Origin of the sequence: Odoribacter sp. AF15-53 (assembly GCF_003479425.1) — a bacterium.
Classification (GTDB): domain Bacteria; phylum Bacteroidota; class Bacteroidia; order Bacteroidales; family Marinifilaceae; genus Butyricimonas.
The window spans coordinates 111,949-124,760 of record NZ_QUHC01000001.1 but is presented as its reverse complement, the minus strand read 5'-3'; the positions used below and the strand labels follow the sequence as shown (position 1 = coordinate 124,760).

Below are 12,812 nucleotides of genomic sequence, written 5' to 3'. Positions count from 1 at the left end.
TCAATTAAGATAACTACACCTTACAATCTCCTGAATACAATTATTTCAAATAAGAAGGGAAATATCTTTTAGAGGCCCATATATAGAGCCCCGGAACAACAATAAACACGACACAATACATTTCATATAAATGAATGTTTTTCAAAAACATCATACCTATATAAGGAAAATAAGACCAATAATAATAAGGTCTTATATAGGGTGAAATATATTTTAATGGCATCTTTATTTGTAAAAAAAGAAATATCAAATAAGGCAAAAAACCGATTAAACCATAAAAACCTAATCTATCTATAATAAACGAATGCTCTCCCAACAAATTTGCATTATGACAGCCTAAAAAAGGATTATTACAAAAAGCATCCCAAGAATCACCATACAAATTACTTCGGCCATTTGTTAGCATAATTTGATCTCCATAAGAAACCCCTAAACGAATGACATCCAACTTTTGATACATTCCTGTTCCTTCTGCAAATGGTAGTAAAAAATCTATCACACCTAAAACAATACTCTTTCCCCACAACCCTACTATAAATAAAAATAAAATTAAACCAATTTGTTTTTTATTTGTACTTGTATTTAAAGCCAAAACTATAGAAATTCCTCCCAATGCCACAGCCGTTGTTATAGAACTTGAGAACATCAAGTAAATAAACAAAAATAACAACAATATTGATACATTACGATATACTTTACTCTTATCAAGTTTCCAAACTAAAATCAAAAAAGGAAATAAAAGAGCTATTGCATGAAACATATAATAGGATAAAACACCTCGTGCCTCATAAACCATTCTAAACTCCTCTCTCTCAAGTTCAACATTACGATAAAATCCTGGCTGTTTTAAATTAAAAAAAAATGTTATTAACGCAGATAATAATATAAACGTACATACATATTTAGTCGCTTTAACCCAATCATCTAAACTTATTTTAACAAAGTAATAAACAATAAACAAAAAAGACAATTCCATACTAAATGTAAATACTACATACAAATTTCCTTGCATGAAGGTATTACCACATACGAATAAATCTATAAACACCAATAAATAATAAATCAAAAAAAATACGATTGCTTTATTACAAAGCACTTTATAACTTGTTATAAAGATTAGTGATAACACCAAACTTTCTAGTAATGGTGTTATGGGTATAAATGTAAAAAATGGACGGAACGAAGCAAAAGCCAAAAACAACAAGATTAATTTTAAAACACAATCATGCATTTTACAATATTTAACACGCATAACTATAAATCAAATCCGATACAATGCATATATTCTTCCCAATTTCCAACATCTGTCCACGCACCCTCGCTAACAGGAAACACTCCTATATTTCGACCTTCTTTTTTTAATTTTTCTATTAAATCCGTTATATGATAAAATTCTCCACACGGAATCTCTTTTATTAAATGAGGTTCCAAAACATAAAAACCAGCATTAATCTTAAATACAAGATTAGGCTTTTCTGTTATAGATTTTAATCTTCCATTCTCTTTGGTTTCTAATGTACCATAAGGAATATAATATTCTTTTAACACAGCAACTAAAGTTATTTCATTCTGTCTCTCCCTATGATATCTTATTATATCAGAATAATCTTGATCTATCAAAATATCACAATTAGAAACAAAAAAAGTATCTTTGATTTTATCTTTCAATAGATGTAAACTTCCTGCAGTTCCCAATGGCATATCTTCTTGAAAATAAGATAAATTATAATCTGAATTATGTAGTGAACTCATATAATATTTTATCATTTCAGCTTTATAATTCACTGATATATAAAAATCATGACATCCAACAGCTACAAATTGATCCATTATATCTTCCAGCATAGACTTTTGACGAATAGGAATTAATGGTTTGGGTAACACATGTGTTAATGGAGCTAATCTAGTTCCTTTACCACCTGCCATGATTACAACAGGTAAATTCAATTGTTCTTTTTCTCTCACAATTTCTTTTGGGAACAAATCTTCCCAAAATAACACATCAATGATTTCCTTGTTAATACCTATAATCGGCATAAACTCAATCCTACGCTCACGCATAGCCTGCTTTACTAGCTCAACATCGTCAGTTACTAAAGCGACTTTAGTTTCACTACGCAAAATTTTATCTACAGACGTAGATAAATTAATATTTCCAATAATGGCTCTTTGAATATCACCGATACTCAATAAACGATAAAAAGAATTATCATTATCAACAACTATAAGTAATTTACGCTTTTGTTCATCCATTCGTTTTAAAGCGGAAAATACAGATAGCGATTTAGGTATACACAATTTATTTAACTTTTCTATCATTTTTCTATTCTTTTCGCAGGAACACCTAACCACATTTCATTTGCAGGGATACTTTTTGTTACAACAGATCCCATTCCTACAATAGAAGACATACCAATACAAACTTGTTCTCTTACGATTACTTTAGAAAATATTGTTACATTATCTTCAACTTTTACAGATCCTGCAAGCATTGTGTCTCCTGTAATCCATACATTTTTTCCTAAAATACAATTATGTGCAATAAAACACAAACCATTAATTTTACAGCCATCTCCTATTATCGTATCACTTAAAGCTCCCCTAGCTATCTGGGAATTCGCACCTATTTCAACATCATTACCAATAATAACACCACCAAAATGTGGAAATTTAACTAAAGAACCATCAATTTCTCGCTGACACCCTAACCCATCTGTTCCTATAACGACCCCCGAATGAATTATACAATTTTTCCCAATTGTAACACCATCATAAATAGTAACATTGGGATGAATCACCGTGTTAGAACCTATTGAACATTTTCCTATCGCACATCCTGCACCTATGTATACAGATGAATCAACCCTTGCTTCCTTATCTATATTAGCAGCAGGGTGAACAAACGCCGTTTTAGCTTCTATCCAAAATTCATTGGCTACTTTTGCAAGAGCTTTTTTTGCATCATCGACCACAATAATAACTTTACCTTGACTCTCTAACTTATCAGAATATCCAATATCTTCTCCAACTACAATCACTAAAGCCTTGGACTTCTCTGCTATATCTAATTTATTTTTCCGATGAGGACTAATCCAATCTAACGTATTTTCATTTACATGTTCTATATCACTAAGACAAGAAACAGTTATATTATTACAAATTCCATATACCTTATGTACATTTTCTCTCAAAAAATCTATAATTTTTGATATCTCTACATGCTTCTCCATTAGTCTAATATTTAAATAAAAATTGTTTTGGTATTGCTCGATTATAACAATGATGGTCTATAATCACTTGATATATTTGAACTAATCTATCTACAATTGCCTCATTATCAGAATATGCATTATAATATTCTCGTGCATTTTTTTTCAATTCATTTGCTAAAATAGAAGAATCCAATAATTGAATCATTTTATCTGCTAAATCTTGAATATTATTAGGCTCTGCTAATAAAACACATTGTTCTTTCAAATTTAAACTAGGAGTCCCACTCGTAATATTAGTTACAACAGGCAATCCCAATTTCATTGCCTGCAATATAGTCCCAGATATTACATCTAATTTAACAGGTAATACTGCATACCAAGCCTTCTTCACATGATTCAATAAATCTATATGTTGAGAGAAGTAATCTGTAAATACAACATTATTTTGCAATTCAAATCTTTCTATTAATTGCAACATTTCATTTTTTACGCTAGGAGCACATCCTCCTGCAATATTCAAAATTACATTAGGATATTTCTGTTTCACTATATTTAAAGCCAATATAGAATCAAATGATCCTTTCTTATCACAATGATTTGCGGCAAAATTCACAAAATCAAATTCTTTTATTCTTTCTTCTATTTCAGGAATATCCATTGCTGGAAAGCGATGAAAAAAAGTCAATGCATGAGGATTTACCTTCTTCACCAATTGATCATATAGGTCACACGAAACTCCAAAATATTTCACATGTTTAAATATTTGCTCTTCCATTTCCCATCTACGTTTAGAAACTGGTTCTGATTTAATACGTTGGGGATTAGAATATACTGTTTGACATGATGAAATTATGGGAACATCATTTATATCTAAAACAGAACATGCATAATAAGGATTTTCTGCTCCATACAAATTTATAATATCTGGCCGAATATCTCGAACAAACTTCTTTATGATTTTACGATTTTTTTTATACTTAAGAATCATAAAATCCTTTTTCAACAAAAGCATCAAACTTTCTAAATAATATGATGATAAGCTACAATTAAAAAAATGATAATGCACCCCCTCTTTACAAAATTCACATATATCATTTCTTAACCCCATATAAGGAGCTATTACATGAAGCTCTAAATTTTTTTTCTTTCTCAATTCATTTATTAAGACTGTTATCCAAGGTGCAAAATCTTTATCAAAGCGATTTGATTTTTGTCCAACTATTGCACGAATCCAATTATCTAATTTCAAACGAGAAATAGGCAAACATGCTCGAACCAGTGAATTTGAAAAGTGTGTTATTATTACTACTTTCATATATAATATATTTAATAATAGCTCATCCTCACTTTCTAAGAACACAATTAACAATCATGTTCCTTAAAAAAAATTTTTCTTCTTTAGACATACCCCAACAATAAAACAATAAAGAAAAAACACCTACAAAAACACTAAATACTGCAAAAACTCTAGCAACATCCTCTATTGGCAATAAATGAACAATATAAGCCAATGCAAAAGCTAACAACATCGGAAACAATATAGGACAAATTGTACTTTTAATAAAAATAGATATATCTAATCCTACTATCTTTTTACCGTAAAAAATTCGAATTCCAGAAACTAAAAAAAATATAATTAGCTCAACAATAAAAATTGAAATTGGTTTTCCACTTATGTATAATACACTCCAACCAATAGGAATTCCCAATAAAAACAAACATCCTTCTGCCAACTGATAATTTCGAATAATTCCCACTGCGCGAATAGCATTTCCTATCTGCCAAGTAAATTTATCTACTAATTGCTGCAATAATATAATTTGACAAAAAATTACTGTATAAATGGGAACCTCTCCTAACCATAAACTCAAAAAATAACGACACTCTAATATGAAAGGTATTGCCACTAACGCAAACATTAATGTTGTGTATTTTATTCCTGTATTTGTTATTTTTAATACATACTCACGATTCCCAGCACCTTCACTTTTATTAAGTTGAGGCGTAATTGCTTTAGTTATTCCCGTAGATAATTTATTAATTGCAGCATTAACTTGTTTACCTAATCCCTCTGCAGCATTCAATTTCACACCAAAAAAGAAATTCAAGAATATTCCCCTTAATTGCCCTACAAATAAAGCAGCAATCATCCCAAATAAATTCCAACCTGTAAATGTTAATATTTCTTTTATCAATGTACGATCAATCTCTTTTTTAAAATCTAACCTACATTCTTCATATTTTTTCTTACTTATTTGTTGTTTCACAAACCTCAGCAAAACCTGAATTAAAAACATACAAAAACCATATTGAATTAACAAAAATTTATCTGCATACAACAAATAAATAGCTAGTAATAAATTCAATATAAATCCCAAGATATCTATAATAGACAAAATAAGAATATGTTCATGAGCATTCATCACGGCATCATAAGGAACTGAAATTATTGAAATAAAAGTTGTAATAACCATAAACTGGTATACTATTTTTGCTTCAAAAATTTTATCCGCAGGAATATTCAACACATATTCAAACATTATCCACCCTCCAATTTCCATCAATAAAATAACAAACACTCCAACAATTATATGGATGTAAAGTGTTGTATTAAACATCTTTTTTACGACACCAATATCCCCTTGTCCCAAACAATAAGCTATATATCTCATAGAAGTATTTATCATACTAGAATTAACTACACTTAACATCGTAACAATCCCTGCAACTAGCATATAAATACCATAATCAACTTCCCCTAAAGCCTTTAATACAAAACGAGTCGTAATTAACCCTAAAACCAGCTGAATTAACAACTGGCCATAGAGTATTCCTGTATTTACAATTATCCTATTTGATGAATTCATTCGTCATCAATATTTTTTGCTCCTAACATTGGAAGTAAATCATCATATTGTCTCTTTATCCGATCTGCATTATCTTGAATACTTTTCATCACCCGCTTTCTTGGTGATAATACCTCCGTACTCCACATTGCATCATGAGTAAGAACCTGCAAATGTCTTACACTACTATCTTTTAGTAGTTCGTCCAAAACTTCATATCTCCAATATCCAGTACTATCAGCACAATATCTAAATCGCTCTTTAAAATATTTAGAATAGACATTTACCAATCCTCCATATTCGTAATCTTCACATTTAAGAATAAACGAATTGGTATTGTGAAATGAAAAAACACTCAAATGACAATCAAAAACCTGTTCAAAATAATTTTTATCTAATTCAATAAACCTCGTTAATTCATTTTCTGTTTTGACACCATAATAATGTGCATCAAAATGGAGTCCTACTTCATGCCCCAATAATTTTATTTTCTTCAAAATGTCACTAAAATAACAATCAAATATATTGTAAAATTCACTATGAATTTGAAAAAAATAAGTTGCTTTCACACCTAAATCATGTTCTATTTGAGCCATTTTTAATGCTATATCTGGAGAAAACTCTACATCATGCCTCCACAAAATATCTTTTCTATCGGCTAAAAAATTATCTGTAAATACGATAAAACAAAAACCTTTTTCGAGAGCTAATTCTAATAGTGATTTATAATTAGTCAACGTAAAATAATCAAATAAATATTCAACCCTATTCGTAGACATATACAAACTATTTAATTAATTCAAAATGTCAATACACAGCCTCCCCAAGAATAACCTAAACCTTGAGCCACAGATAACACTTTATAACCTTTTTGAATAGAACCATCTTTCAATGCTTCAAAAATTGCAATTGGAATTGTTGATGAAACAGTATTTCCACATTCTTCATAACAATGATAATATTTCTCTACATCTATTTTCAATTTTCGCCTTTGCAAATTTGCAATATATCTATTTGCTTGATGATATATATGTAAATCAATATCTTCTATTCCTATATCATTTTTCTGTAATACATCATAAACCAAGGTCGGAATTCTATCCAACGTATAGTTCAATATCGATGCTCCATCCATATACAAATAATCTGATGATTTGGGATTACCAAAATCATCAAAAGACAAATCGTTTAACGGATAACGATTTCTTGCCCCCCCACATTTTACTATCAAATTCTCCGCTCCTGCCCCATCTGTTCCAAAAACAAAATTTCCTATTTCTGCAATTCCATTATCACTAATTAAAGTTGCCGCAGCTCCATCTCCAAATATAGTCCTATTACCTTTATCTTGTGGATGAAGATACTTGGAATAGGTTTCAGCGGTTACCAACAATACATTTTTACTAATACCACTACATACCAATCCCTTCGCTATTGATATTCCATAAATCCAACCAGAGCAGCCTAAATTTACATCATACGCTGCTATGGAATCAAGAAGCCCTAAACGCTTTTGCAAAATACAAGCCGTACTTGGTAATATATAATCTGGACTTTGAGAACAAAAAATCAAACAATCAACACTTTCTTTTGCAAATGAACTCCCAGTAAATAATTTCTCTACAGCTTGACAAGCTAAATCAGAAGCTGTTTCATCTTCTTTTACAACATGACGCGTACGTATACCTATCTTATTTTCAATTTTTTCAATAGTCCATTCTGGAAATTTCTCTACTATTTGCGCATTTGTCAATACACTCTCTGGCAAATAATATTCTATTTTTTTTATATACGCTTTCATCTATATCTCACAATAATGTAAAACCACCATCAATAACCAAATTAGAACCGGTAACCCAACTTGAAGCATTAGATAACAAATATATAGCACCATAAGCAATATCTTCTGGCTTGCCCACTCTCTTTAAAGGGATTTTCTCTAATGTACTCTCCATATTTACCTCTGTAAAAACCTCAGTAAACTTATTTAATAAGTTTGATGGAACTTGATATGGATTGATACTATTCACTCTAATATTTCGATTAGCTAGTTCTAATGCTGCAGCTTTTACAAAACCGGAAATCGCTCCTTTAGAAGCAGAATATACTGCTTCTCCTACATTAGCTATAGAAATTCCTGAAATTGAAGAAATAAAAACGATAGATGAGTTCGACAATAATTTTCTCAGTTTCACTGTTTGGGCAGTAAGTAAAATTGGCGCCAATGTATTTATATTAAATATTTTATCAAAAACATTACTATTTATATACTTTACAGGTATAATTTCCAAAATTCCTGCACAATGCACAATTCCATTTATAGAAGGTAAGTCTTTAACCAAATTCTCTATATCAGATTGTCGAGATAAATCCGCTTGCATAATAATATGATGCTGACCTTCTAATAAATTATAGGTTTCTGTCAGTCGCTTCAAATCACGGGCACAAAGAATTATCTTTGCACCCATCTTTGAACATTCAATAGCAATACCTCTCCCAATTCCAGAAGAAGCTCCCGTAACTAATATTACTTTACCATCCAAAGAAAATGGATTATACATAGTCATTTTGCCAACACCAAGTTATACAATTCCTCTATTGTCCCGCATGACCTTAAATCCTCACCTGTGATTTTCTTGTCAAATTCTTCATCAATCATAGAAATAATTGACAAAGCTGTTAAAGACCCCCATTCTTCTAAATCTTTAAATTTTACAGAAGCTGAAAATTTCTCAACTGGAGTTTCATCAAACTCTGCAGCAATTTTTTTTACAAAATCATTTAATTCCATACATTCAAATTTATAGCATTATTTATTTAATAGAATAATCTTTAATCTTGCCTGCATAACAAGGCAAATACAATATACTAGTTACATTTTTATCTGGACATATACGTTTAACAATCTTTTGAAGAGTATCATCTGTTCCTACTTCATAAAAATTATCAACACCATATTTCAACATTTCATAAACCATTTCACCCCATAAAACAGAATGAGTTATATGTTTAAGTAAATTTTCTTTTATTCGTATCGGGTCAACATGAGCCTTTGCATCCACACATTGAATCACAGGACAAACTGGTTTAAAAAATTCTGTATTCTTAATAATTTTTCCTAATTCAATCTGAGCTGCATTCATAAATGGAGAATGAAAAGCACCTCCAATTGCGAGAAGTACAGCTTTCTTCGCTCCTTCTGATTTTAACATTTTACACGCTAATCGAACTCCTTTTTTAGAACCCGTAATCACAATTTGTCCTGGACCATTATAATTTGCAATATAAAGAGGTTCATTAGTCTCCTCTGAAATAACTTTTAATCTTTCTCGTACATATTCATCAGAAAAACCTATTACAGCCCCCATTGCAGAATCAAATCGATCACAAACTTCTTGTGCAATTAAGGCCCTATTTAAAACAAGATTTAACCCATCTTCAAAAGAAATAGTTTTACTAACAACCAACGCTGCAAATTCACCCAAAGAATGTCCTGCAACAACATCTGGGGAAACTTCTTTTTGAACTAAAGATAAAATAACCTCATATAAGAACACTGCAGGCTGTGTATTTTTCGTTTCCATTAATTCTGTCTCAGAACCATAAAACATAACCTCTGATATCTTCCATCCAAGAAACTCATCGGCTCTTTTAAAATATTCTCTCGCTTCTTCAAAATTATTATAAAGATCCAACCCCATTCCTGCTTTTTGACAGCCCTGTCCAGGAAACATAAATGCATTTATCATAAACAAATCACAGTTTTATCAATTTTAATGATGACGCAAAATATTTCCCTGGCAACTTTAAATTCTTCGCAATTATAGCTCCCAAAGAAATCCATACATCATCACATACCTTTATATTATTTGCTACAGAAGAGTTTACCCCAATAAAATTGCGCTTACCAATATTAACAAATCCTGCCATTGCAACACGTCCCGCAACAAAAGAATGCTCTCCTATTATAGAATCATGCCCTATTAAGGAACCAGAACCTATATAGACATCATCTTTAATTACAACATTTTTCATTACTATCACCCCTTCTGTAATCAAACACCCCTCTCCTATTTTAGCAGTAGGATGCACTATCGCCATTGGAGATATTATTTGAGCTAATGGGATATTTGCATCTTTCAAATAATTATATAATTTTTCTTTTGTATGCAAATTCAAATATCCAAGAGCTATAAATATACTATCAAATACTCCTGTCTTATACAACTCTCCAATACAATCATCTCCTCCCAATACTGGATACCCTATGATAACTTCTCCCTTACTCCGATTATTATCGATAAATCCTATTATCTGAAATTTTTTTGTAGAAAGAGCATAATCAACTACCTGTTGACTATATTCTCCACTCCCAATTATAACTAATTTCTCCACAAAAATTATCTATTATTCAATATTTGAACACACTTATTTACAATCACATTGCCTTTTTGCAAAGCTTCCATTAATTTTTCTCTACTATTTTCTTGCATTACAATTTGTCCATAACGATCTAAACTATTAGTAATCTTTACAATTTCATCCCCTTGTTTCAACTTAAATATAAAAAATTTCACATTTGAACAAGACATTATTTTACTATTCATTTCAATAGCATTAATATGCGTAATTTTCCCCTGTTTTAACAACGCAATAAAAGTAACTCCAGAAAATTTATCAAATTGATGTTTGCAATCACAAACACATATTTTATTTCCCAAAGAAATATTAATTAACAAATCTTCCATATTTACCCCTGTCGATAAAGGAACCAGCATTGAAGTTATATAATCTCCCCCCAATCTCGGACTTGTTTCTATAACAAAAATTCCTTTGTTATTAATTTTTAACTCTGTATGGGAAGCACAATTATCAAATTTCAAAACAATAGCTAATTGTTCTATTATTTTCCTAATTTTTTCTTTATCTATTGAAGAAATATCCGCTGGTTGTATGTGTCCTAACTCTACATTATATGGAAAAGGTGTTGTTCTTTTTTCCGTAAATTGAATAATTTCCGTATTGCCATTCCAATGAAGACTCTCAATACTATATTCCTTCCCCTCTATAAACTCTTCCACTAAAACAGAACTTTTTTTTGTGTACCGAATAGTTTCCTCGAATGCAGTTTTTAATGAATCAATATTATCACACAAGATAACACCTCTGCTTCCGGAATTATCTCTTGGTTTCAATATTACAGGAAAAACGAAATCATCAATCTCATCAACAGAAAATATAAGTTTTCCTTTAGCACATGGAATATTTCCTTTCCTAAAGGCCTCTTTCATTAGAAACTTATCAGTGGAAATAATAGCCGTATCCTCGGGATAAAACTTTAAATTCAATTCTTTTGCCACTCTAGCCATCATAACCAAAGGCTTATCCGTTGCCGCCGTAATTATACCTGCTACATTATATTTCCGAGCAACCGCCAAAGTTCTTTCATAATCCTGACCATCAACAACTTCGAAAGCATCTACCAGTTCCTTGCCATAAGCATCTGCACATGGATCAATCCCCACCACAAACAAACCTTTCTCTTTAGCCCTGTTTATAATAGAACATTGCAATTCCCCTACCCCAAAAACTAATATCGATTTTTTAGTCATGAATTGCTCTATCTACTATTCTAACAATAAATTCAATCTGCTCATCTGTCAATGCAGCATACATCGGTAAAGTGATTTCATTATCTGCCACGTATTCTGTTTGAGGTAACACCGCCCCATAATCTTTATAAATCGAAAATTTATGTATTGCCGGATAATGATTACTCGTTTGAATCCCAGCTTGATGAATTGCATCACGAACTCGATCTCTTTTTTCTTTTGTTGAGTCAACCAACACGATCGGCATGATGTAGTTCGATACAAATTCCGTGTTATCTGCAAACGGAACTACCACTCCTTTCACTTGAGTTAATTCATCCACATATTTATTTCTAACACGAATCCGCCTCTCCAAATCTGCCTGCAATTTCCGCATTTGCACACATCCAATCGAAGCCCGAATATCGTCCATACGAAAATTATACCCTAACTCAACAATATCATAAGCTGTTGCATGCCCTTTAGCCCGCTGGTATGACATCGTTGTCATTCCATGAGAACGCAATAATCGAGCCTTGGCTGCAATCTTATCATTATTCGTAATCAACATCCCCCCCTCTCCCGTGCTAATATTCTTATTTGAAAAGAAACTAAACGTGGCCACGTCTCCTATCGTTCCCAATTTTTTCCCTTTATACTCGGAAAGCGGACCATGACACGCATCCTCAATCACTTTCAAGTGATATTCTCTAGCTATTGTCATAATCTCATCCATCATAGCTGGAAAACCAGCCATGTGAACAACCACAATCGCTTTCGTTTTAGCAGTTATCTTTCTCTTGATATCTTCTGGATCAATATTTATATGCCCAGGTCCCACAATATCACAAAAAACAGGAGTAGCACCTACATACCGAACACAATTTACCGAAGCTGCAAAAGTTAATGAAGGACAAAGTACCTCATCTCCCGGCTGCAATCCACACGTTAAACATGCCAAATGCAAAGCATCCGTACAATTCGATACACTTACGGCATGTTTTACCTGCATCATCTCTACAAATAATTGTTCTAATTCTTCACATTTAGGTCCCGTAGAAATCCATTTAGAACGGATTGTTTCCGTCACGGCTTGAATTTCTTCTTCTCCGAAATTCAATTGAAATAAAGGAATTTGATATTCCATAAATTTATACTATTAA

13 protein-coding genes are annotated in these 12,812 nt (G+C 31.5%); all 13 read right to left on the bottom strand.

All coding sequences use genetic code 11. The features are described 5' to 3' along the window. Positions 1-40: 40 nt before the first annotated feature. The 13 genes from DWW52_RS00475 to DWW52_RS00415 are packed head-to-tail and all read right to left on the bottom strand — an operon-like array spanning position 41 to position 12,796. Positions 41-1,231, bottom strand: coding sequence for a hypothetical protein (locus tag DWW52_RS00475; protein WP_118713519.1), 1,191 nt, complete (start codon positions 1,229-1,231; stop codon positions 41-43). 23 nt (positions 1,232-1,254) lie between these two features. Continuing rightward, positions 1,255-2,319, bottom strand: coding sequence for a nucleotidyltransferase family protein (locus tag DWW52_RS00470; RefSeq protein WP_118713518.1), 1,065 nt, complete (start codon positions 2,317-2,319; stop codon positions 1,255-1,257). Then, the gene (locus tag DWW52_RS00465) at positions 2,316-3,230 is read right to left on the bottom strand and encodes a DapH/DapD/GlmU-related protein (protein WP_118713517.1); all 915 of its coding nucleotides are present in this window, start codon (positions 3,228-3,230) and stop codon (positions 2,316-2,318) included. The genes DWW52_RS00470 and DWW52_RS00465 overlap by 4 nt, the downstream gene beginning before the upstream one ends. Positions 3,231-3,234: 4 nt before the next feature. Next, the gene (locus DWW52_RS00460; RefSeq protein WP_118713516.1) at positions 3,235-4,527 is read right to left on the bottom strand and encodes a glycosyltransferase; all 1,293 of its coding nucleotides are present in this window, start codon (positions 4,525-4,527) and stop codon (positions 3,235-3,237) included. A gap of 28 nt (positions 4,528-4,555) precedes the next feature. After that, positions 4,556-6,079, bottom strand: a complete 1,524-nt coding sequence (locus DWW52_RS00455) for a lipopolysaccharide biosynthesis protein (RefSeq protein WP_118713515.1) — start codon at positions 6,077-6,079, stop codon at positions 4,556-4,558. Further along, positions 6,076-6,837 carry a hypothetical protein gene (locus DWW52_RS00450; protein WP_118713514.1) on the bottom strand — a complete coding sequence of 254 codons (762 nt, stop codon included), beginning with the start codon at positions 6,835-6,837 and terminating at the stop codon, positions 6,076-6,078. Before DWW52_RS00450 ends, DWW52_RS00455 begins: the two co-directional genes overlap by 4 nt. Positions 6,838-6,857: 20 nt before the next feature. Next, complete coding sequence (locus DWW52_RS00445; protein ID WP_118713513.1) at positions 6,858-7,859, bottom strand: 3-oxoacyl-ACP synthase III family protein; 1,002 nt, start codon at positions 7,857-7,859, stop codon at positions 6,858-6,860. A gap of 7 nt (positions 7,860-7,866) precedes the next feature. Further along, entirely contained in the window at positions 7,867-8,625 is a 759-nt protein-coding gene (locus DWW52_RS00440; RefSeq protein ID WP_233556618.1) for an SDR family NAD(P)-dependent oxidoreductase, read from the bottom strand. Then, complete coding sequence (locus DWW52_RS00435; RefSeq protein WP_118713511.1) at positions 8,622-8,849, bottom strand: acyl carrier protein; 228 nt, start codon at positions 8,847-8,849, stop codon at positions 8,622-8,624. The genes DWW52_RS00440 and DWW52_RS00435 overlap by 4 nt, the downstream gene beginning before the upstream one ends. Before the next feature lie 22 nt (positions 8,850-8,871). Beyond that, positions 8,872-9,807 carry an ACP S-malonyltransferase gene (fabD, locus tag DWW52_RS00430; protein WP_370449474.1) on the bottom strand — a complete coding sequence of 312 codons (936 nt, stop codon included), beginning with the start codon at positions 9,805-9,807 and terminating at the stop codon, positions 8,872-8,874. 7 nt (positions 9,808-9,814) lie between these two features. Further along, positions 9,815-10,453 (bottom strand): acetyltransferase, encoded by a 639-nt coding sequence (locus tag DWW52_RS00425; RefSeq protein ID WP_118713510.1) that lies wholly within the window; start codon positions 10,451-10,453, stop codon positions 9,815-9,817. 5 nt (positions 10,454-10,458) lie between these two features. After that, the gene (locus DWW52_RS00420; RefSeq protein WP_118713509.1) at positions 10,459-11,670 is read right to left on the bottom strand and encodes an ATP-grasp domain-containing protein; all 1,212 of its coding nucleotides are present in this window, start codon (positions 11,668-11,670) and stop codon (positions 10,459-10,461) included. Continuing rightward, positions 11,663-12,796, bottom strand: coding sequence for a DegT/DnrJ/EryC1/StrS aminotransferase family protein (locus DWW52_RS00415; protein WP_118713508.1), 1,134 nt, complete (start codon positions 12,794-12,796; stop codon positions 11,663-11,665). The genes DWW52_RS00420 and DWW52_RS00415 overlap by 8 nt, the downstream gene beginning before the upstream one ends. Positions 12,797-12,812: the final 16 nt, after the last annotated feature.